20 protein-coding genes are annotated in these 22,745 nt (G+C 42.3%); 8 read left to right on the top strand and 12 right to left on the bottom strand.

Annotation, left to right across the window (positions count from 1 at the left end; translation table 11 throughout):
* Positions 1 to 100 precede the first annotated feature (100 nt).
* Both ACEZ3G_RS04780 and ACEZ3G_RS04775 read right to left on the bottom strand, forming a co-directional pair.
* Complete coding sequence (locus tag ACEZ3G_RS04780) at positions 101 to 4,057, bottom strand: hybrid sensor histidine kinase/response regulator transcription factor (protein ID WP_432424302.1); 3,957 nt, start codon at positions 4,055 to 4,057, stop codon at positions 101 to 103.
* A 256-nt stretch (positions 4,058 to 4,313) separates the two neighbouring features.
* Entirely contained in the window at positions 4,314 to 5,024 is a 711-nt protein-coding gene (locus ACEZ3G_RS04775; RefSeq protein ID WP_432424301.1) for a hypothetical protein, read from the bottom strand.
* Between the two features lie 181 nt (positions 5,025 to 5,205).
* Here ACEZ3G_RS04775 and ACEZ3G_RS04770 point away from each other — a divergent pair, with 181 nt between their 5' ends.
* From ACEZ3G_RS04770 to rimK, 6 genes are all read left to right on the top strand, one after another.
* Positions 5,206 to 5,376, top strand: coding sequence for a hypothetical protein (locus tag ACEZ3G_RS04770; protein WP_432424300.1), 171 nt, complete (start codon positions 5,206 to 5,208; stop codon positions 5,374 to 5,376).
* Between the two features lie 72 nt (positions 5,377 to 5,448).
* On the top strand, positions 5,449 to 6,894 hold the full coding sequence (locus ACEZ3G_RS04765) for an arginine decarboxylase (protein WP_432424299.1): 1,446 nt from the start codon (positions 5,449 to 5,451) through the stop codon (positions 6,892 to 6,894).
* Positions 6,895 to 6,918: 24 nt separating this feature from the next.
* Positions 6,919 to 7,872 carry an agmatinase gene (gene speB / locus ACEZ3G_RS04760; protein ID WP_432424298.1) on the top strand — a complete coding sequence of 318 codons (954 nt, stop codon included), beginning with the start codon at positions 6,919 to 6,921 and terminating at the stop codon, positions 7,870 to 7,872.
* Positions 7,844 to 8,821, top strand: coding sequence for a deoxyhypusine synthase family protein (locus ACEZ3G_RS04755; RefSeq protein WP_432424297.1), 978 nt, complete (start codon positions 7,844 to 7,846; stop codon positions 8,819 to 8,821). The genes speB and ACEZ3G_RS04755 overlap by 29 nt, the downstream gene beginning before the upstream one ends.
* 2 nt (positions 8,822 to 8,823) lie before the next feature.
* Positions 8,824 to 9,147, top strand: coding sequence for a hypothetical protein (locus tag ACEZ3G_RS04750; protein WP_432424296.1), 324 nt, complete (start codon positions 8,824 to 8,826; stop codon positions 9,145 to 9,147).
* Positions 9,148 to 9,201: 54 nt separating this feature from the next.
* Positions 9,202 to 10,590, top strand: a complete 1,389-nt coding sequence (rimK, locus tag ACEZ3G_RS04745; RefSeq protein WP_432424295.1) for a 30S ribosomal protein S6--L-glutamate ligase — start codon at positions 9,202 to 9,204, stop codon at positions 10,588 to 10,590.
* A 5-nt stretch (positions 10,591 to 10,595) separates the two neighbouring features.
* On the opposite strand, the gene ACEZ3G_RS04740 is transcribed toward rimK, so the two are convergent.
* Positions 10,596 to 11,534, bottom strand: a complete 939-nt coding sequence (locus tag ACEZ3G_RS04740; protein ID WP_432424294.1) for an NAD-dependent epimerase/dehydratase family protein — start codon at positions 11,532 to 11,534, stop codon at positions 10,596 to 10,598.
* A gap of 63 nt (positions 11,535 to 11,597) precedes the next feature.
* Between ACEZ3G_RS04740 and ACEZ3G_RS04735 the strand changes: the two genes are divergently transcribed.
* The gene (locus tag ACEZ3G_RS04735; protein ID WP_432424293.1) at positions 11,598 to 12,092 is read left to right on the top strand and encodes a hypothetical protein; all 495 of its coding nucleotides are present in this window, start codon (positions 11,598 to 11,600) and stop codon (positions 12,090 to 12,092) included.
* Between the two features lie 92 nt (positions 12,093 to 12,184).
* Here ACEZ3G_RS04735 and ACEZ3G_RS04730 read toward each other — a convergent pair whose 3' ends face one another.
* From ACEZ3G_RS04730 to ACEZ3G_RS04720, 3 genes are all read right to left on the bottom strand, one after another.
* On the bottom strand, positions 12,185 to 12,889 hold the full coding sequence (locus tag ACEZ3G_RS04730) for a hypothetical protein (RefSeq protein WP_432424292.1): 705 nt from the start codon (positions 12,887 to 12,889) through the stop codon (positions 12,185 to 12,187).
* Positions 12,890 to 13,020: 131 nt separating this feature from the next.
* Positions 13,021 to 13,395, bottom strand: coding sequence for a hypothetical protein (locus ACEZ3G_RS04725; protein WP_432424291.1), 375 nt, complete (start codon positions 13,393 to 13,395; stop codon positions 13,021 to 13,023).
* 121 nt (positions 13,396 to 13,516) lie between these two features.
* Positions 13,517 to 14,320 carry an NAD(P)H-binding protein gene (locus ACEZ3G_RS04720; protein ID WP_432425148.1) on the bottom strand — a complete coding sequence of 268 codons (804 nt, stop codon included), beginning with the start codon at positions 14,318 to 14,320 and terminating at the stop codon, positions 13,517 to 13,519.
* Between the two features lie 228 nt (positions 14,321 to 14,548).
* Here ACEZ3G_RS04720 and ACEZ3G_RS04715 point away from each other — a divergent pair, with 228 nt between their 5' ends.
* Positions 14,549 to 15,013 (top strand): CBS domain-containing protein, encoded by a 465-nt coding sequence (locus ACEZ3G_RS04715; protein WP_432424290.1) that lies wholly within the window; start codon positions 14,549 to 14,551, stop codon positions 15,011 to 15,013.
* A 127-nt stretch (positions 15,014 to 15,140) separates the two neighbouring features.
* Here ACEZ3G_RS04715 and ACEZ3G_RS04710 read toward each other — a convergent pair whose 3' ends face one another.
* The 6 genes from ACEZ3G_RS04710 to ACEZ3G_RS04685 all read right to left on the bottom strand — a co-directional run bounded on the left by ACEZ3G_RS04710 (position 15,141) and on the right by ACEZ3G_RS04685 (position 22,663).
* Positions 15,141 to 15,506 carry a hypothetical protein gene (locus tag ACEZ3G_RS04710; RefSeq protein ID WP_432424289.1) on the bottom strand — a complete coding sequence of 122 codons (366 nt, stop codon included), beginning with the start codon at positions 15,504 to 15,506 and terminating at the stop codon, positions 15,141 to 15,143.
* A complete protein-coding gene (locus ACEZ3G_RS04705) occupies positions 15,493 to 15,984 on the bottom strand; it encodes a DUF6265 family protein (protein ID WP_432424288.1) in 492 nt (163 codons plus the stop codon). Before ACEZ3G_RS04705 ends, ACEZ3G_RS04710 begins: the two co-directional genes overlap by 14 nt.
* Before the next feature lie 80 nt (positions 15,985 to 16,064).
* The gene (locus ACEZ3G_RS04700) at positions 16,065 to 16,637 is read right to left on the bottom strand and encodes a pentapeptide repeat-containing protein (RefSeq protein WP_432424287.1); all 573 of its coding nucleotides are present in this window, start codon (positions 16,635 to 16,637) and stop codon (positions 16,065 to 16,067) included.
* A gap of 1 nt (position 16,638) precedes the next feature.
* A complete protein-coding gene (locus ACEZ3G_RS04695) occupies positions 16,639 to 19,785 on the bottom strand; it encodes a WD40/YVTN/BNR-like repeat-containing protein (protein WP_432424286.1) in 3,147 nt (1,048 codons plus the stop codon).
* 28 nt (positions 19,786 to 19,813) lie between these two features.
* Positions 19,814 to 21,100: a Zn-dependent hydrolase gene (locus ACEZ3G_RS04690; RefSeq protein ID WP_432424285.1), complete on the bottom strand. Its 1,287-nt coding sequence runs from the start codon at positions 21,098 to 21,100 to the stop codon at positions 19,814 to 19,816.
* Positions 21,101 to 21,109: 9 nt separating this feature from the next.
* The gene (locus ACEZ3G_RS04685) at positions 21,110 to 22,663 is read right to left on the bottom strand and encodes a M20/M25/M40 family metallo-hydrolase (protein ID WP_432424284.1); all 1,554 of its coding nucleotides are present in this window, start codon (positions 22,661 to 22,663) and stop codon (positions 21,110 to 21,112) included.
* Positions 22,664 to 22,745 lie beyond the last annotated feature (82 nt).

Below are 22,745 nucleotides of genomic sequence, written 5' to 3'. Positions count from 1 at the left end.
TGAATTACAATACTATGTGTACCAAAGATTAGAAGTATTTTAGGAGAAGAATGATAAAATTGTTCCGTCGCGTTGAACTATTGTTCCAAAAGCATGAAACCTAATTGGGAGCTACCTTGTTTTTGAAGTTTTCGGGAGTGTCGCCCACTTCTTTTTTAAAGAGGCGAATAAAATAGGAGGGAGATTCAAATCCCGTGGTATACGCTATTTCCTTGATTTGCAGATCAGTGGTTTGCAGCAGGTGCTTTGCCTTTTCAATTCGAATATGGTTGGCATATTGCGTAAGTGATTTACCCGTGAGCGATTTTATTTTTCGGTGCAACTGTGTTCTGCTCACCAAAAGTTCTTTGGCAATGTCATTGGCTGACAGCTTAGTTGGGTTGCCAAGAATAATTTTTTGAAGTTTGGCCACCAGTTCTTCGTCAAGTTTATTGATATCGGGTTGTTCAACTTGTGGCTTTTTAATAGCCAGGAGTTCCAATAAGTAATTCTGTCGTGCTTTTTGCTTGAGCAAAAGGTTATTAATGATTGAAATCAATTCATCTGGGGCAAAGGGTTTGGTCAAGTACGCATCCACCCCCAGACTGTAGGCCTTTTGTTTATCCTTGGTATCAGTACGGGCACTCAACATTAAAAAGGGGATGTGCGATGTGGCCACATTGGACTTAATGCGTACGCAGAATTCAAAACCGTCGGTATGCGGCATCATCACATCACTGATAATAAAGTCAATGTCTTTCTTTTGAGCCTGCTTAATGCCTTCGGAGCCATCATTGGCCAATACAATGTTGTACTTATTGGCGAGTAATGCAGTGATGAAATGTTGAATGTCCTTGTTATCCTCGACCAGTAGGATGGTTGGTTTTCCTACTGGAGTATTTTTAGGTTCAATTGGGGTTTCAGGCCATGAATCTTTTTCAACAAAAGGGAGAAAGTGGTTTGTTGGTGTTTCCTGAGCTTCATTTTTAATAGGAAGGGTAACGGTAAATCTGCTTCCTTGGCCCTTTTTGCTTTGTACTTGAATGGAGCCTCCCAACAAATTCACCAATTCTTTCGTAAGGGCCAGACCTATTCCGCTTCCTTCTTTTCCGTAAAGATCATGGGTCTTGTAATACCGATCAAAAACTTGGTCGAGGTCTTTTTGGGCAATACCTCTACCGGTATCCGTTACCGATATATAAAGCCATTGGTCTTTTTGACTTAAATTAAGGTCTATTCTTCCATTTTCAGGGGTGTGTTTAATGGCATTGGACAATAGGTTGTTCAATATTTTCTGAAGCTTGTCATCATCAAAGTCCATGCGGAGTTCATTTAACTTTGAATGAAACCCAAGATGCTGCAATTTGGACTTGGAGTATGATTTATAGAGTTCCACGCATTTTTTGATGAATTTCACCACATCACCATTCTTGTATTTGATTTCCATTTTATTGGAATCCAATGCTGAAAGGTCCAGCATTTGGTCGACCAAGTTCAATAATTGATCATTATTGGATTCAATAGCTTTGGAAAGGTTCTTTATTTGGGTGGGCTTGTCATTTTTAAGCAGCATGGCCGTAAACCCCTTTATCAGTGTCAATGGGGTTCTGAGTTCGTGTGAAATGTTAGCGAACATTTTGGATTTCAGTTCATCGATTTCCTTTATCCTATTACGTTCTACCAAAGCCAATTTGCGATTCAGATTGAATTTGTAGAAGGCATAAACAAGACCTGTGAGAAGCAGTAAATAAAATATGATCGCTACATCTGAAGTGTACCAAAACGGTTGTACAACGAAATTAAAACTACGTGTTGTGGTACTGTTGCCCATTGCATTAAAGGCTTTTACGTCTAGCAGATAATTTCCTTGGCGTAAGTTGGACAGATTGATTTCCCTATTATTGCCCATATCGATCCAAATGTCATCATCCAATTTATATTGAAAGGAAACTTGTTCTGGATGCTGAAAGACCATAGCACTAATCGTGAGGCTTAAACTTTTGGTGCCACTAGGTAAGTTGAAGTTCTGTTGGTCAAGATCGGCACCACTATACCATAGGTCGTTATTGGCCTTTAACTGATAAATATAAGTCTGGGGCAGTTCTTTGTCAGATTGGTATTTTTCAGAATCATAGACCAAAACACCGTTGTTATAACCTATTAAATATTCGCCATTTTCCATTTCTACTATTGGGCCGGTGAAATGGGTGCTGGGCTTGAGGTTTATTTTTTGATGCGAAAGCATATTGGTATTGAGCAGCCCTAGTTTTCCTTCGCCCACTGTCCATACTATGGAGTCACTATAACGGTAGATTCCATCAAAGGATCCTTCCAGAACTCTGTTAAGGCCGGATTTTAAGTTCGACTTGTCGACATAACTGATACCATCAAACAAATTTGCCACCCAAATTCGATTACTTTTATCTTCATAGAAACCCCCGAAGGGCAAGGTGTTTTCATAGTTATAATCAGGATTAAGGCAAAAAATAGAATCGTTTTGAAGATTCATGACACTTGTAGATGCCTGGCCGATCCAGAGATTATTATCGGAATCCACATAAAGACTTTTAAAATAATCATAGTCACGACTTGTTTTGCCCTTGAACTCCTTTTTGTACCTCCTAAAAGTTAAACTGTCATAATTATATCTGTATAAACCATCCCTATTTGTAGCGATCCAAAAGTTTTCATTTTTATCCTTGGCGACACTGCGAAAAAATATGGGCTGAATGTCAGGTGTTTTTAAGGGTGGCTCAGTTACTACGTTGTTCTTTGTGTTTAGAAAATGAACACTTTTGTTTCCAAGAACAAGAAGATGATCGTTCTTCATGGCAACTATATCCCGTACGGTTACCCCGCTTTTTTCGATAAGTGGGGGTATGGGAATAATGGTTGGGTTTAAATCTGATGCGCTGATTCTGTATAATTCAGCACCATCCGTTGGGCAGATGTAGTAATGGTCTCCAATTTGAACGATCCTTTTCATGGCGAAAGGATAATCAAATTCGTTGTTTTTGATTAGGTCTATGGATTTGCTCGATGAATTTGGATTGTACTTATACAGACCGTTACCATCACAAAACCATATAATTCCCCGTGAGTCCCTAAGGGTTATCCCCAAGACTCTACCCTTGTCGTAATTATTGTTGACTCCTCGGATAAGTCTTTTTTTATCTGGGTCATATTGAACCAAACCACGGAAATATGATGATATCCACAGAGTGCCATCGGCATCTTTAAAAAGTTTTGTGATTTCGAAGTGAAAAAAATCAGAATCTCTTTCAATAATTTGATAAGTGGCTTTATTGGATTTTTCCAAGACGTACCAGTCGGCACCATTGGTGCCCACAAAAACTTTGTCCCTGAGAGGCAGCACATCATTTATATACCTGTGAAACGACGCCTTATTGTTCTGATATTGTTTGATTTGGTAAGAATTATCAGATTTGTCATAGATTATCAAACCCTCTGTTGTACCAAGCCACAATATTTCCGGATTTACGTCGTCTGGAACGATGGCATCAATTTGATAAAATTCCTCAAACGGTTTATTATTAGGGTCAATCTCTCTAATGTGGATTAGTTCATTGTCGCCAGATTTGAGGTTTATCTTCAATAGACCTTTTCCTGAAATACCTGCCCATAAATGGTCGTCTAAATCAATATATAAGCTTCTACAGTTACCTATTTTAAAATCAATGTTGGGGTAATATTCACTGATCGGTTTGAATTTTGGAGTTTTTATGGAAGACACAAGAATGCCGGATCTTGAGGTAATATATATATGCTTCCCTTCATTATCTATGGCCAATTTCAATACATCACCTATAGATTTGGGTTCATCATTTTCGTAATAGTTTGGAAAATTAACAAAGGTGCTGCCATCAAACCTAGAAACCCCTTTTTTTGAGCCAAGCCATAGAAATCCGTCTTCGTCCTCAACGAGATTATGTACCGTATTGGTAGGTAAACCATCATTTACGGTATAACGGGTGTAATTGTCGAAATCAGACCATTTTATCTGCGATCTGACATCGACCTGAAAAAATAAGAGTAGTATGAGAAGCGCACATCTCATGTGCATTAAGGTACGAATAAGTCTCTAGTTAAAGAAGACTTGTTCAATGACCCTAAGTACTCAAAAATAAATGAGGAGGTATGTTTAGTTAAACCTTATTCTCCCTTTTAAACTTATCGGGCCAAACAGAATAATTCTAAGTTGATCAATCCACAATATTTTAAAAAACGAGAAGAAAACCCCAAGAAAAAAAATCGATCCCTGCCGAGGCTACGATTTATCCAAGTAATCCGTACGACAGCTTTCGTATTGCCGTTCATTTTCTTAAGGCCCAAATCTCGTACATCGGTTCGCCTTTACTGTTCTTGCCCCGATGGTGCCAGTCGCCATCCTTTAATTCGTAATCGAACTTCAATTCGGCCCCTACACGGGAGTCATCCCTTGAAAAATATTCGATTTTCTCGATATAGGCCCCATCCTGAGAGGAAAAAGAACCACCCCCGGTACCGTGAAATTTAAAGGTTTCGGTGTTGTAGGCGATCCATTGAAAACGACCGTCTTGCAAATATTTCAGCGTTTTGCGCGCGTTTTCGTCTCCCCGTCTTTCTTGCCCTGTGTCCGGCCCGCGAGTGGCGAAAAGCCATTGTCCGTCCAGTTCCTGTTTCACGTGTTTACTTTGAGTAAACACCAATGGTGAGTCGCCTTTCAGGGTAAGTTGGCCCTTTTCCATCGCGAAGGGAATCGATAATTCTTTTTGACCATCGTTCTCAAAGTTCGAATTGAATTCAAGTTTGATATCTAAACTGCCATTCTGCACGGTATAGAATCCGCCAGTGGTCTTGATGAATTTTGCCGGAGAGGTTTCATAGACCGAATGGGTCATATAGCCATCTGTTATTTTCAATTCGTGGCGTACATTATCTACATCTGAAATATAGACTCCTGGGTCGATTTGCGCATTGAGAGAAAGGCAAAAAACGATCAACGAACATAAAGTTAAAGTTGTAAAGTATTTTTTCGAAGTCATGATAAGGTATTTTACTTTTCTAAAGTAGTCATTAAAATGTTTAAAATCAATGTCTTGAAATTTATAAAACACATTTTGTTTTTTGGTTCAACGTCAACAGTGGCGTTTCAACAATTTTTTTTAAAAAAGACTTTTTTTAAGAAAAAAAATGTTTTTTTTACAACGTATTTAGCTGAACATTTTGAACCGTGTTTCTATGTTCGGGCCATGGGGAATCAAGAAGTCAGGTCTCATGGCGGCCCATCAGATGGGCGACCGGATTTTAAAGCTAGCTTCTGGAACTTTCGCCATAGTCAGCAGTCAGCATGACTATTACTTCATTCCTACGACCGAACGGCAATATCTAATTTGAAAAGATAATCGTTTCAACAACTTTTTACGTATAACCCTTGCGATTAAATTTTCAATACACTCACTTAAAATAATGAATACGAAATATATTGATCTAATAGATCAAACCTACTTTTTTCCTCAGGAAGAATTTACACTTGATGGCGAGAACCTGCGATTTCATAACATTGATCTACGGGGTTTGGTGGCCAGGTATGGAAGCCCTTTGAAATTTACCTATCTTCCAAAAATATCCGAAAATATAGCCAACGCCAAGGCTTGGTTCGCCAATGCGATCGAAAAGCATGAATATAAGGGCGATTATAAATATTGTTACTGCACAAAAAGTTCGCATTTTCAACATGTCTTGCACGAAGCACTTAAGAACGATATCCATATAGAGACTTCATCGGCCTTTGATATCGATATCGTCGAAAGCCTCAAGGTATCGGGCAAGATAAAAGATGATACCTATATAATATGCAATGGTTTCAAACGTGATCAATACATTGAGAACATCGGTCGGTTGATCAATCGGGGGCATCGCAATTGCATCCCTATTATTGATAATTACGAAGAAATCGATTTGCTTTCCGATGCGATCAAAGGTGATTTTCAAGTAGGCATACGAATCGCATCCGAAGAAGAGCCCAAGTTCGAGTTCTACACCTCACGGTTGGGCATTGGTTACAAGAATATTGTTCCGTTTTATGAAAACCAAATAAAGGACAATGATAAGGTCGAGCTGAAAATGCTCCATTTTTTCATCAATACCGGTATTCGCGACAATGCCTATTACTGGAATGAACTGATAAAGTGCCTTAAGGTCTATGTTCGATTGAAAAAGCTTTGTCCGACACTCAATAGTTTGAACATCGGCGGAGGTTTCCCCATTAAGAATTCATTGGCCTTTGAATATGATTATCAGTATATGGTCGATGAAATTATCAATCAAATCAATATTGCCTGTCAAGAGGCAGACGTACCTGTGCCTAATATTTTTACCGAGTTCGGAAGTTTTACGGTCGGTGAAAGTGGCGGGGCCATTTATGAGATCCTGTACCAGAAACAACAAAATGACCGTGAAAAATGGAACATGATCGATTCATCGTTTATTACTACCTTGCCCGATACCTGGGCCATCAATAAGCGTTTTATCATGTTGCCGATCAATCGATGGAACGATGAATATGAACGGGTGCTGTTGGGCGGATTGACATGCGATAGCGACGATTATTACAATAGTGAGCAAAATATGAACGCCATTTACCTGCCCAAGTACAAACGTGACAAACCATTATATATCGGTTTTTTCAATATAGGGGCATATCAAGAGACGATCGGGGGCTACGGTGGCCTGCAGCATTGCCTGATCCCGCAGCCCAAGCACATATTGATCGACAAGGATCCTGATGGAAACATAGTAACCACCCTTTTCAGTCCTCAGCAAAAAGTAGAAGATTTTCTAAGGGTTCTGGGTTATGATAAAAAGGAAACGGGCCTGGAATCGTCAGGGCAGGAGAAGCCCCTGATTTTATGATAAAAACAAGATAAGAAATTTAAGATGAGCACGAAGAATTATGCGGGTATACCCGACGAATATGCACAATTGGAAACAGCAAAAGTAGTGCTGATTCCCGTACCCTATGATGGAACGAGTACCTGGGGAAAAGGGGCCGATAAAGGGCCTCAGGCTTTTCTAAGAGCTTCCGAAAACATGGAACTCTACGATATAGAGACCGATAGCGAAGTCTATGAGCATGGAATATATCTTGCTGATCCCATAACCGAAAACGATTCTCCGGAGGCCATGGTGAACGCCGTACATAAGATTTCCAAAGAATATATCAAGCGCAATAAATTCGTTACCCTTTTTGGTGGCGAACATTCAATTTCGATAGGTACCATTCGCGCCTTCAACGAATGTTTCGACAATCTGACCGTATTGCATATTGATGCACATGCCGATTTGCGGGCCTCATATAATGGTAGTAAATTCAATCATGCCTGTGCCGTTCACGAGGCAAGTCAGACCACAAATCTGGTGCAGGTCGGTATTCGTTCGATGGATGCAATAGAAAAGACCTTTATGGACGAGGAAAAAGTATTCTTTGCCCACGATATGGTCAACGATGAATTTTGGATGGAGAAAGTCATCGAGCTTTTGACCAACAATGTCTTGATTACCTTTGATCTTGACGCTTTGGATCCTTCGATAATGCCATCTACCGGAACACCTGAACCTGGTGGACTTTTTTGGTACGAGACCCTTGAATTTTTGAAGCAGGTCTTTGAAGAAAGAAATGTTGTAGGATTCGATATCGTCGAACTATGTTCGAATGACAGCGACCCCTCATCCGATTTTCTTGCCGCCAAATTGTATTATAAGATGTTGAGCTACAAGTTCAAGAACGAAGATGCCAAGGATGATTATGACAATACGTATCAAAAAGGATACAAATCGAATAACAATATTTTAAAACTTAAAGATGACCAGTACGAAGGGGGAGATCTCTAAATTTATCGAGAAATATTACCTGCACTTTAATGCCGCGGCCGTTGTTGACGCCGCAAAAGGCTATGAGGCGCAGCTTAATGGCGGTGCCAAAATGTTGGTGTCATTGGCCGGGGCCATGAGTACGGCCGAATTGGGAAAGATTTTCGCCGAAATAATCCGTCAAGACAAGGTTCATATCGTCTCCTGCACCGGAGCAAACCTTGAGGAAGACATTATGAACCTGGTTGCACATTCGCATTATAAAAGGGTGCCCAACTATAGGGACCTTACGCCCCAAGATGAATGGAACCTATTGGAAAAGGGATTAAACCGGGTAACCGACACCTGTATTCCCGAAGAGGAAGCGTTTAGAAGGATACAACGCCATATCGTAAAAATCTGGAAAGATGCCGAAGCCAATGGCGAGCGTTACTTTCCTCATGAATTTATGTACAAATTATTGCTTTCAGGGGTCTTGCAAGAATTCTACGAAATCGATATAAAAGATTCTTGGATGTATGCCGCAGCCGAAAAAAACCTGCCGATAATTTGTCCCGGTTGGGAAGATAGTACCATGGGCAATATCTTCGCTTCTTATGTTCTGAAAGGTGAGTTAAAGGCCAGTACCATGAAATCGGGCATTGAGTACATGACCTTTTTGGCCGATTGGTATACCGATAATTCAAAGAACGGAATAGGTTTCTTTCAAATAGGTGGCGGTATCGCTGGTGATTTCCCGATATGTGTCGTACCGATGCTCTATCAAGATATGGAACGCACAGATACACCTTTTTGGAGCTATTTTTGTCAGATCAGCGATAGTACTACTAGTTATGGATCGTATTCGGGGGCGGTGCCCAATGAGAAGATTACCTGGGGGAAGCTCGATATCGATACCCCAAAATATATCATAGAAAGTGATGCCACCATTGTTGCGCCATTAATTTTTGCTTATCTTTTGAACCTGTAATTATGGATAAACACGCGCATTTAAAAAGAGTTATCGTAGATTTTAAGAAATTGACCCCCGAGGTGCTCAAGCTTTTGGTCGAGCGTTATCCCGATGGGTATGATGATCGCAACATCATTTCCTTCAAAAATGCCCAGGGTGAACGTATCGAGGCGGTAGAGGTATTGACCGAAGACACCAAATATCTTGTAAAGATCAGTGCCAAGCTCGAATATACTATGGAGAACTATGACGAAGACGATTATGAAGACTTTGACGATGACGATCCAGAAGCGGTAGTAGAACCAAATCCTGAAGATTTGGACGATGACAATGATTCAGACTAGGGCACTATATTTATTTCTCACCACTCTTATCAACAAGCCAACTTACCTTTTATATTGAAAAAAGAAATAAAATTGAACAACCTCCATATTATCGGGAGCGAGGAATGGTGTGTATTTGAATCACTGGGTATTCCCGCAATAAAGGCAAGGGTAGATTCTGGCGCGAAAACATCTTCGATTCAGGCATCGAACATCAAGGTTTATAATAAAGGTGCGCAAGAATGGGTAAAGTTCGAGGTCAATCCCTTACAAGAAAACCGTAGCATTGCCATTGGCTGCGACGCCCGTTTGATCGATAGGCGAATGGTCAAAAGCTCTTCGGGCATTTCAGAAGAACGACTTGTGGTCAGAACTCCCGTTACCTTGGGTAAAGACAGTTTTGATATCGAGCTGACCCTGGCCAATCGCGATACAATGGAATTTCGTATGCTCTTGGGAAGGGAAGCCATCAACGGACGGTATATCGTGAACCCGGCCTTAAACTATCAGGTTCAAGGATTTTCAGATGATGATATCAACAAGAAATACGTGCCTTTTTTCAAGGAAAAAACAGGACTTAAAATCGCACTTCTCGCCAGTAACCCAGAATTGTATAGCAACAAAAGAATTATGGAAGCGGCCGAGGCCAGGGGGCACGAAATCGTTTTTCTGAACGTTGAATTGGCCTATATGAAACTCGATGCTCACTCACCGGAAATCAGGTATCGAGGTGGCAATATTTTGAATGAATTCGATGCGGTTATCCCTAGAATAAAACCTTCCGTCACTTTTTATGGTTGTGCGCTGATCCGCCAATTTGACAATCTAGGCGTATATTGTCTCAATTCGGCGGAGGCCATATCACAATCGAGGGACAAATTATTCGCATCGCAACTATTTTCGAAAAACGATATCCATATTCCTATTACCGGTTTTGCCAAATCACCCATGGATACCAAAGACCTTATCAGAATGGTCAATGGAGCCCCTTTGATAATCAAACTTTTAGAAAGTACCCAAGGCAAAGGTGTGGTCTTGGCCGAGACCAACAAAGCTGCCGAAAGCGTGATCAATGCTTTTAAAAGTGTCAATACCAATATTTTGGTGCAAGAATTTATCAAAGAGGCAAACGGTCAGGACATTCGCTGTTTTGTCGTCAACAATAAGGTGGTTGCATCTATGCAGCGCCAGGCTGAAAAAGGAGAGTTCAGGGCGAACATCCATCAAGGGGGTACCGCTTCGATGATCAAAATAACGGGCGAGGAAAAAAAATTGGCACTAAAGGCCGCAAGGGTATTGAACTTGGCGGTGGCCGGTGTCGACATAATTCGTTCCAACAAAGGGCCCCTTTTGCTCGAAGTTAATTCTTCCCCGGGCCTAGAGGGTATTGAAAATGCTACGGGCAAAGATATCGCCAATACGATGATCATGGCGATCGAGAAGAAATTGAAGTTCAGTATTTGAGAAAGCTATCGTAAATTTTTCAACATCTCCTCCGTAGTCTTTTCAAGATCGTATTCCGCTTTCCAGCCCCAGTCTTGTCGTGCTTGCGAATCATCGATGCTGTTCGGCCATGAATCGGCTATGGCCTGCCGAAAATCAGGGGCATATGAAATGGTAAAATTTGGAATATGCTTTTGAATGTTTTTGGCTATTTCCTCGGGTGTGAAGTTCATTGCCGCCAAGTTGTACGATGACCTAACCGTTATACTTTCCGACGGTTTATCCATTAAACTCAAAGTAGCACGAATGGCATCTTCCATATACATCATTGGCAGCCTACTATCTCTTTGAAGAAAACAGTCATATGAGCCGTCCGAGAGTGCTTTGTGATAGATTTCAACGGCATAGTCCGTGGTGCCGCCACCTGGCAGGGTTTTCCAGCTAATCAAACCCGGGTAACGAACGCTACGTACATCCACCCCATATTTTTTAAAATAATATTCACACCATCTTTCGCCCGATTGTTTGCTGATACCGTAGACAGTGCTGGGCTCCATTATGGTATTTTGGGGGGTGTTCTTCTTCGGGGTATTCGGACCAAAGACCGCAATGCTCGAAGGCCAGAATATTCTGCTTATCTTTTTCTCCTTGCAAAGGTTCAAGACATTGAAAAGTGAACTCATGTTCAGGTTCCATGCCCGCATCGGGAATTTCTCTGCCGTGGCGCTCAACATGGCCGCCATCAAATATACTTCTTCGATTTCGTAATGCATGACCACATCTTCAATGGCTCCATAATTAGTGGCATCCAAAATCTCGAAAGGTCCTGATGCCATGATATCTTCGTTTCCTTCACGAATATCGCTGGCCACTACATTTTCGTTCCCATATTTTTCGCGTAGCGCATATGTCAGTTCGGTGCCGATTTGACCACAGGCGCCCAAAATAAGAATGGATTTTTGCATTAAAATGAAGTTAAAGAAATCGACTGCAAATATAGCCCTAATTAAAATTTGTACATTCGCTCCATGAACAAATTATTGTTTATTCCAGTACTTGTTTTTCTGTTCTCGGGATGCAATCAAAACAAAGATGCAGATCCAATCGACGATTCTTCGACATTTTTGATAACAGCTGGGGAATGGCCTAAAAAATCAAGCGTGAACACCAAGGCGCAACTTGTTTTGAACGAGTGGGCCGAGTATAAGGCCTTAGATGCCAGCTTTGACGCCCTTTACACGGTCGAAAATCGAGAGGATTTGATTTTGATCGTCGAAGACCTGATCGAGAAACAGAAACTTTTAGAGGCCTCTGAACACCCTGAGGTATTTGACAGGCCTCAAATAAAAAGCCGTATGAAAGTTTTCAAGACCTTTTTTTTGAAGATCAAGGGAAACCTTGAATATCGATTAGATATAGAAGAACCGGTACTCGAAACGATCGAAGCTTACAACGCCCTTAGAAATCAGTTCAATGTGGTCGTGAACAATACTTTGGATACAAAACTTATATTGGACGAATAGGCAGTGCCGAAACGTTCTTGCCCCTAAAGTTTCTTACACTTTTCAAAATAGGGCTGCTTCGATTTGTTGCGCAAACCCCATGAAAATTTATGCTATTCCTTCGTTTCGGTGGTAGCCGGCGGGTTTTTACGAGCTTCAAGGGCCTGTTTGCTTAAACTGGCCAAATTGAAATTTGGATCGATTGCCAAGGCCTCATCAATAAGGGCGACCGCTGCGTCGATATTTTCCTTGTCCTTATTGTATTGCACAAGTGCCTTAAGGTGTATGAAAGCAGCCTTCAGAGGCACTTCATAGGGTTGTTGGCGTTCATAAAAGGCATATTTCATATCATCTTTGGCATTTGCGATGCCATATTCGATATGGGCGACCGCGCCGTCATTGTCACCTGTCTGTATTTTCAGGTCTGCCAATTCATAGGCCAAGTATGGGTTGGGCGTTCGAGAATTCAGTAGATCAAATTGTTCCAAGGCCCTTTTGGGCTGGTTTAGGGCCTTCAATGAAATTGCCTTGACCTGCACGGCCAGATCGGAATCATTTGCGTCTTTTTCGATGCCTACCGTATTCAATGCTTGTAAATGTTGTCCGTCGTTCGCATAAATGAATGCCAGGGTATCGCGTCGTTCTATTGATGGCGATAGTACGTTCAAATGCGTCATGGCGTTTATTACACCATCGACATCGCCTTGTAGCCGCATTTGCTTATAGAAGGCTTCGTAATGTTTTTGAAGTTCGGTATTCGTTTGCGCAGCCCCCATAAAACCTAAAGCGCACATCGATACTAAAACGAAATTTTTCATTGTGTTCAATTTTGGTGCGCTAAACTAAAAAAAATATTGTTGACAAGCTGTTAATGAAAGCCTTAAAATCAAAGCATAAAAAAAAGGATGCCATAAACACCCTTCTTAAATATTGACTATGACCGAACCTCTCAAACAACGGTCAATGGCACATCTTTTTTAGTAAAAGACCGTAAAAGGCTGGCATAAAAACCGATACTTTTAGGATCCTTGTCAATACACGATTTCAAAAAATCTTTCAAATTCTTGAAAATCAGGTTGGCGTGCAATGTAGGCAAATAGGTATTGACCTCTTTCGGATTGTAATAAGTATCATCCATTACAATGTCCATCGCAACTCTTTTTCTGTGGTAATCAATTGATACATCGGCGGCATTATAGTATTTTTTAAGTATTGCCTCGTGTAGGTTTTTAAATTGGTCGGTCGATTTTTGGTTGTTACAACTCTCGGAAATCAAGTTTTCAATTTCCTTGGCGATTTTCCTTTTTACTGTTGAATTTTCCATGGCAATCGATTTAAATGTTTACTTAAAGTTATGCATTTCATCGATAAATAGCTTAAAATCAACGATGTAATTAACAGAATAAGGTCGTTTTTGTTGTGAAAACCGCATTTAATGTGGTGTATTACCCTACAATTGGGGTCATAAACCGATATTTTTTAACATTTATAAGGTTAAAAGAGGCGATAATCTTGCCTTTCTTGTCTTTTTCTACGGTATAATGGGGCTTTGGAAGCCCTTTCTTAATTGCTTCAGCGGAATAATATTCTTTTTTCTTCGGATGGTGAGGATATACACCGTTAAAAATTTCACCCCACCACTTATTAAATACAACGGACTTAATAATTGCTATACAGTCATTTAGATGAATTAGATTTATGGGTAGGTTACCACCTGAAAGATTGGTTTTGCCCGACAATATAGAAACAGGATGCCTATTAGGCCCTATAAGTCCGCCAAATCGAATAATGGTAACCTCTAGGTCGGGGTCAGTCCAGAATATCTTTTCGGTTGCCAAAAGTTGTCTGCCCGATTCGGTTGATGGTCTGGGTTTTGTTTTTTCGGTAACTTCCCCTTCTATGTCGCCATAGATCGAAGTGCTGCTCACAAAAATCATTTTTTTAACATGTGAAGTTTTCATTGCGCTATGCAATCGGTGCATCTTATTGACATAGCTTTCTTCATTGTTTCCTCGTAGTTTGGGCGGGATATTGATAATAAGAATGTCAACACCTTTAAGAAATGGGGTAATACCGTTGTCGTTTTCATCTTCTTTAAGTTGAACATTAAATGCCTTGATTCCGTCTTTTTCAAGACTTTGCAATTTTTCGACAGAAGTTGTACTTCCGTGTACTTGGTATTCATCGAAAATGAAGGATTTGGCCAGGGGCCAACCTAGCCAACCACATCCTAGAACACCTATGACCATATTCAAAATCTCCGCTTTTAGAATTCCATTATTGATAAATAACCATCAAAGTGGAAGGTAAAATAGTATCAAATAACGAGATAAAGAATGAAAACCAGATCTATTTTTTAGATATAAGGCCAAGACCATTACGGTCTTTTATCGGAAAAGTTTGAATAATTCGTTGGAAATCGTTATATTTAAGATTAACCTTAACTGCCGTAACGGGCAGGCTTAAACTGAAATTTTATGGGAATCAAGAGTTTTCAAGGCATACGAAAGTCTTCTAAAAAGGAATTTGATGCCCCGATTTTGGTATCAGATTACATGACAAAGAAATTGGTCACTTTTTCACCTGACCAGTCAATTTTAGAGGTCATGGAGCAGTTTACGAAATACAATATTTCGGGTGGCCCCGTTCTTAATGACGACGGTTTTTTGGTCGGTATTATATCTGAGGCCGACTGTATGAAACAGATTTCGGAAAGTCGCTATTTCAATCAACCGATCCTCGACAGGAGCGTTGAGAAATACATGAGCAAGAATGTGGAGACCATTCCACACGATATCAGTATTTTTGATGCCGCGGGGGTGTTCGACAAGCATAATAGGAGAAGGCTTCCGGTCATGAAAGATGGCCTGTTGGTAGGCCAAATAAGCCGAAAGGATGTCGTAGTGGCCGCTTTGAAACTTAGCGGACAAAATTGGAAATAGCATTTCGGTTTTGATTGGTCTAAAAAAGCTGTCCCAAGGTTTGTTTCAATGCCCCTTTCGGTGCGTAGTTTCGATTTATGTCGATAAGGGCGAATAGCGGTTTGTTAGATATTTTTTTACCTAAGCCTCACTCCCTCTTGACGATCATATAGTAGTCGTTCTCCAAAGGCAAATATCCCAGGTCGTAAACGAAATAGTAGACTGTTCCCTTTTTCGTAGTATACAGATTGGTTATGAAGTCAAAATCGAAACCTTTGTCGATCAATCGGGTCTTGGAGGTACGCGTTTTTCCTTCTTTCAGTGTGAAGCTGTCCAAAACCCTATAATTTTTGCGCAGGCGATTGTTGATATTGCGTATGAGATTTTTGCTATCCTTATTGACATTGTTGTTATAGGAATTTCGGCAACCATCGGAGCAGAATTTTTTGTCGGCCCGGCCGACGATACGGGCACCACATTCCAAACATTTTCTTTCGGCATTATTGTCGCCCATAATGAAATTTTACTTCTTCCCGCGAACCATCCTCTTGTGCGATGACCACATATATATTGATTTCGTCGGCATTGATCTGCTCAAAGGTAAAATCATCGAAATAGGCCCTATTGCCTTCTAATCTGACCAATTTAAAATCCACCGTTTCATCCTTTTCCTCCCAACCCTTAAGATTACCATGAAAATGTTTGAGTTGCAACAGCAAGGTTTCGCCGACTTGTTGAATATGGCCTAGTTCGTAGAACTGTACCTTGCCTTCCGAAACTAGTTTAAAGGAGAACATCATGGAGTCACCGAGCGGAGGGCTCCATATTTCTTCGGTAATTCCTCCGAAAGCCTCACCTTTCCAATGGCCTTCCATCCAAGCAATTTGCGATAGCTGGGCCTTCGGTGAAGCGCTTCCTTCCTTGTAAGAAATGGTATTTTGTGCCTTGCAACCCAAAGAAACCGATAGTAATAGTAGAATTATATTTTTCATAAATATGCCTAAATCCATGAAACAAGATACGAATTATCCGTTTACAACCGATTGGCCCAAAGAGAACCTCAATGAAGGGGCTATTCGACTATGATGTCAAAATCATTGAGTAGTCCCAGTACATTATCTTTTGAAAACTTGGCTTTTTTGATGTGGTTTTTATTCGGATTAAGACCAATGTTCAAAGAGGTTCTGAAATCGACTTTTTCCAAATTGGAATCTTCGAACCTGGCATTTTGCAAATCGCATGCGTCAAAAACGGAAGCGGTAAGGTCGCTCTCGACAAAATCGGTCTGTATTAGCTTACAATGTTCAAAACGTTGGTTTTTTAACTCCATTTGGTAAAAAGAGCTCAGGTTCATGGTACAGTCTTTGAACCTGAAAGCGATCAAAAAATCATTCAGGGTTTCAAATTTTAACCCAATCATCTTACAACTGGAAAATAGTACCTCGTTGAACGTTGTATTTGCGATATTGGCATTGCTTAGATTGCAGTCGATGAATTCGCACTCCAAAAAATTTTGATTGTCCAAATACGAATTTGAAAAATCACAACCCTCGAAAATACAATTCTCATATTCGGCCTTGGGTAGTCGAACTTTTGTAAAGTTCTGGCCTCTAAAGGTCTTGTCACCTACGAAATTCAAACCCATATCAGTCTTCTAAGATTAGCGCCGGAATCGAAAGTTCTTGATACAGTTTATTATAGGCGTCCATCTCGGTATTCACGATTGCATCACGTTCGGTTTCGAATATCTTCCATTGCGATAAAAGGTCGGCCAATCGTTCATTGGCTCCTTGGGTTACCTTGGGTTCGACCGCATCAATATAATCTTTTAGTTCCATGAACTCGGCGTTCAATTGGTTATGATAATTGATTACGTCTTGAAAGGTTTTTTGTTCGGGTTGTATCAGGTTGGCCTCCCAGGTGTCAATCCGTTCTATTAAAGCTTTACCCTTTTCCAATAAATCTTTTGCACTATCATTGTCTTTGAGTAGGCTTTCATAAGTTTTTAATTGTTTTCTGGCGGACCGCATCCGGCTTACCGATTCATGGATATCGGTAATGGCGCCTGTCACCTGATTCAAGAGCTTTTGCTGTTCGGAATAATCTGCCGCGGAACCAACTACATTTGGGTTGGGAAGCACTGTTACTTCGGTTTCAGAAGTCAAATCATCAAGAGTAAGGCGCAATGTATAGGTGCCGGGGCCAATTCTTGGGCCTGCATAGCTACCATAGGCGAATACTTTTTCAACTGCCGGTAATGTTTCACGCCTGAAATTCCACGTAAAGCGATTATAACCTTTTTTTGATGGTATGATCTCGGGTCGGGGCGGGCCTCCCGGCCACGATTTGAAGTCCTTGTCCTTTTTGTTGGAATAACTTCTTATTACCTGTCCGCTTCTCAAAATCTCCAATTTCAGGTCGAGACTATCCGCGTTTTTGTCCAGGTAATAGTCCATCGTAACCCCACTTTTTGGATTTTGTCCCAAACCGGGAACAGGCTTGTCGTTACTGCCTCCAAAAAACAGATAGGTGTTTTTGGGCTTTAATATTTCCAAAGGTTTTCTGGGATTGCCCAAATTTTGAATCGCACCTACGTCATCCAATATCCAAAACGATCGCCCCGCAGTTGCGGCCACAAGGTCATTGGTCTGAAATACCAAATCGTTGATGGGTACAATGGGTAAATTCAATTGAAAGGGTTGCCAATTTTGACCATCGTCCAATGAAATATAGAGTCCGGTTTCGGTACCCGCATACAACAGCCCTTTGCGTTTGGGGTCTTCGCGTACTACACGTACAAAAGTGTGCTCGTCGGTAATGCCATTTACTATTTTCGACCAGGTCTGGCCATAATCGGTGGTTTTGAAAATATAAGGTCTCAAATCCATTTGTTTGTACCGCATTAGTGCTATATATGCCGTTGCGGCATCATGGGGCGAAACTTCGATGCTATTGACGATACCTTCACCAAGGTTTGGTGGCGTCACGTTTTTCCAATTTTGACCTCCGTCTTTTGTAATATGAATCAGACCATCGTCAGACCCGGCCCATAGCACGCCCTTCTCGTGCGGCGATTCGACAAGGTAGGCCAAGGTATTGTAGTTTTCCCCACCTGCTGCCTCGTTCGTGTACGGGCCACCTCCCGGGCCTTGTTTGCTTTTATCGTTTCGCGTCAGGTCAGGACTCACGACCTGCCAACTGGCTCCGCCATCCGAGGTTTTGAAAACGACATTTCCGGCATGGTATATCGTATTACGGTCATGTGGCGAACTGATGATGGGGGCATTCCAATTATAGCGGTATTTAAAATCTTTTGGCACATTGCCCAATGCCAGTTCAGGATATTCTTTGATGGGTTTTCCCGAACGGGAGGCTTTGACCCATTTTTCGATGATTCCCTGGTAACAACCTCCATATATATTTTCGGGATTATCGGGGTCAAAGGCTAAGAAAGCACTTTCGCAACCTGCTACGGAGTACCAATCCTTCCAATCGATACCTTGATCGTTGGTGCGACTGGCAATGGCGATGGCCGAGTTATCCTGTTGGCCCCCATAAACATTGTACGGTACTAGATTATCGGTAATTACGCGATAGAATTGCGATGTCGGCTGGTTTTGCTGGGTACTCCAACTTTTGCCGCCATTGTTCGAAACGTTGGCACCCCCATCATTTGAATTTATCATTTTTTGGTTATCGTTCGGATCGATCCAAAGATGATGGTTATCGCCATGGGGGGTGGGTAGTGGACTAAAAGTTTTACCACCATCTATCGATTTGGTAACCGGGGCGTTCAGTACGTAAACGATATTCTCGTTTTGTGGGTCTGCAAATATTTCCATATAATACCACGAACGGGCAATATTGATACGTTCTTTGTTGACTTGCTTCCATTTTTTGCCGGCATCGTCAGAACGATAGACACCACCTTTCTCACCTTCGGCCTCTATAACTGCAAAAACGAGATCAGGATTGGCCCTTGAGACCGATATGCCAGCTTTTCCGAATTCTTTGGGAAGGCCTTCCTTCATCTTTTTCCAAGACGTACCGCCATCGGTAGATTTGTAGAGTGCCGATCCGGGCCCTCCCGATTCCATCGTCCAAGGATAACGTCGATGTTCCCACATGGCCGCATAAAGGATCAAGGGATTTTTCATATCCATTGAAAGCGAGGAAGCACCGGTTACATCGTTCACGTAAAGCACTTTTTCCCAGTTTGAACCGCCATTCGTAGAACGATATATTCCGCGGTCTTCCGATGGGCCGTATTGGGCTCCTTGCGCCGCGACAAAAATGATATCGGGATTCATCGGGTCGATAATAACGTCAGAAATATGACGTGTGTGGTCCAACCCGATATGTTTCCAGGTTTTTCCGGCATCTGTAGATTTATAGATCCCATCGCCCATAGAGGTCATCACCCCGCGCGCCGCATGTTCGCCCATACCCGCGAAAATGATATTCGGATTGCTTTCTGAAACGGCGATTGCACCGACCGTGCCGGTTTTCAATTGTCCGTCAGAAATGTTCTTCCAAGTAATGCCATCATCTACGGTTTTCCAAATACCTCCGCCTACGGTTCCCATATAATAGGTCATGGGCTGGCCTACCACCCCCGTGGAGGCCACACTTCGACCCCCGCGGAAAGGCCCTATATTTCGCCATTTCAAGCCATTGAACATTGAATCTTGGATCGTGGTTACTGGTAGGGGGGCTTTCTTTTTTCGACGCTGTGCATTGATCGTCAAGGGTATGATAAGTATGATGACGAGCACTATGTTCAGATTTTTCATGAGATGGTGGTATTTAAATTTTTCAGGCTTAATCCAATTTTTTGTCCAAGGCCAAGATGGTCTTCAATAAAACATTGGTCCCATTGGCCAGATCCTTGGCAGCGGTAAATTCTTTGGGGGAATGACTGATACCGTCTTTACTGGGCACAAAAATCATCCCCGTAGGGGCAATGGTGGCCATATCCTGAGCATCATGACCTGCCCCACTGGGCATATAATTGATGGAAAGACCGAGTTTTTTGGCCGAATTTTCGATTTCTTTCTGAATAATCGGATCGGTGAGTGCGGGATCAGCGGTCGTATCAAGGGGATGGAATTCGATTTGCACATTGGAATCTTCCGCGATCTTTGCGCTTTTTTCCTTAATTGCTCGAAAGACTTTTTCGATTACCTCGGAAGAAAGGTCACGTATCTCGAGACTTGCGGTCACCTTACCGGGAATTACATTTGGGGCACCGGGTTCGGCCTTGATTCTCCCTACCGTAGCCACTTGAGCACCTTCAATACTATTTACCGTTTCATTGACGGCAACAATAAACTTGGCGGCGGCCAAAAGTGCATCTTGCCGCGCATTCATTGGGGTGGTACCGGCATGATTGGCAAAACCGGTAAAATCTACATCCCACCATTTAAGGCCTACGATGCCCTCTACGATACCGATATCCAGATTTTCCTTGTCAAGAATGCCCCCTTGTTCGATATGAAGTTCCAAGAAAGCGGCCATATCGCCTTTTTTGCGTTGCACTTCGGAAATTCTTGTGGTATCACCACCCAGGCGCATAATTCCCTCGCCCATGGAATAACCGGTCGAATTGACCACTTGAAAGGCTTCTTTGCCCAAATTTCCCGATAGGGCCCTACTTCCCATAACACCACCTTCCTCATTGGGAAAAATGATGACCTCGAGCGGGTGTTTCGTTTTGATCTTATTTTCGTTCAAGGTTTGAATGACCTCCAAGGCAGCCATTGCCCCGACACAGCCATCATAGTTGCCGCCATTGGGAACACGATCTATATGGCTTCCGAAGGAAATAGGTTTCAAACCCGATTTCTTGCCTTCGCGAATACCGATAATGTTTCCCGCAAAGTCTATAGATGTTTTCAAACCCATTTCCTGTAATTGGGAAATCACCCATTTTCGGGCCTCGATATCCGCATCGCTAAAGGCGACCCTTTCTGTGGTGCCATTTTCCTGCAGTCCGAATTTGGCCAGATCGAAAATTCGATTTTCTAAACGGTTTTGGTCGACAGTAATTTGTGAATGAATTGCCGGGCATATAACCGACAGCGCAAGAGATATAAAAAGGTTTTTCATGATATCGATTTAATTGTCCAATCCGCCTGCTCGATTCGGAGTGCGTGGTTCGGGCCAGGTTCGTCGTTCCCCTGTTCTTGGGTTGATGCCTAAAGCTGCTTTTTCGCGAGAAGTTTTATTGGGGTCCTCGCTGGCCATGTAGGCCAAGATTGCGGTTAAAATTGCATTGTTGCGTACATCGTCGAAAACAATTTTGTCATAGGTGTCGAGGTTGGTATGCCAAGTATAGTTCCAATAACTCCAACTTAACGAACTTAAAGAGAAACCTGGGGCGCCGGCCGCTACAAAAGAAGCGTAATCAGAACCTCCGCCACCCGGATTCCCCGGAAAGTTAGTCTCGATATGTTGGGTGATTTCTTTCGGAACAGCCTCAAGCCATTTACCGATATAGTCATAGGAATGCAAAAAACCTTGGCCGGATATGTTGACGACGCGTCCGGTGCCATTGTCCTGATTGAAAAGTGCCTGAAGGCCGGAGACAATATCGGGATGGTCCTCCACAAAAGCCCGTGAACCGTTCAATCCCTGTTCCTCACTGCCCCAGTGCCCGACAATGATCGTTCGTTTCGGATTGGGATAAACCTTTTTAAGGATTCGTGCCGCCTCGAGCATGGTGATGGTGCCCGTACCGTTGTCGGTGGCGCCGGTGGCCCCGTCCCAAGAGTCGAAATGTGCCGAAAGAATGATATATTCATTGGGCAATTCTTTGCCCGGAATGGTGGCGATCGTATTAAAAGTGGGAACGGTTCCCAATTCCTTGGATTCGGCAACTATCTTGATTTTCGGATTGACTGCGTGCTCGACCATTCGGTAGAGCATGCCGTAATCTTCCAATGAAAGGTCGACCACGGGAATCTTTTTCGTGCCCGCACTAAAAATTTTGTTGGCGCCGAAACCGTTTGACCATCGCGATTGAACAATGCCAACAGCACCTGCTTTTTCAAGTGCCTCGTTAATGGTACGACTTGTGTAGCCCGTATTCTTGAAATTTTGGCGCCAAGCTTCCTCTTTGGCATCGCGATCCTTTTTCATCTTTTCCAAAGATTCTTCAGTAGCGAATTCTTCCCAATTGTATTCGGGCCTCCCGGTAGGTTGTTCCATGGAAACCATGACCAGTTTCCCCTTCACATTGGGCAGCCATTTTGCAAATGCCAATGAATCGGGTACCGTGGGCAAGGTTACAAGGTTGGCCGATATACCCTTGGGCCCCGTACTCGGGCTCCAAGCCAATTGGATACCGCTTAAGGTCACGACACGTGGTTCGAGCATATCGATATGGGTAATGCCCCTTTGCCAACCGCGCCATTTGCCCCATGCCTCATTTTTGGCTTCGATGCCCCATTTTTTATAAGTATTTACGGCCCATTCATGAGCTGTTTTCATTTGTGGTGTTCCGACCAATCGCGGACCGATGACATCCATAAGTTCGTGGGCCAGCTGTTCCAATTGCGAGTTTTCATTGGCTTCTTTTTCAATTGCGGCCACGATTTCTTCGGTGGTCTGTGCCGATACGAAGCTTATGTAGATGAACAACAGGAAACCTGGAAGTAATAGTTTTTTCATTTTTTAAGTGTTAATTGAATAGCGGTAACTAATATAAGGATAAAAGGAGAGGATGTGGTAAGCTGAAGCGTGCTAAGCAAAA

The organism is Meishania litoralis, assembly GCF_042611095.1.
GTDB classification, from domain to species: domain Bacteria; phylum Bacteroidota; class Bacteroidia; order Flavobacteriales; family Flavobacteriaceae; genus Meishania; species Meishania litoralis.
Note: the sequence above shows the minus strand (reverse complement) of the source record. Positions and strands in the feature narration are given on the sequence as shown.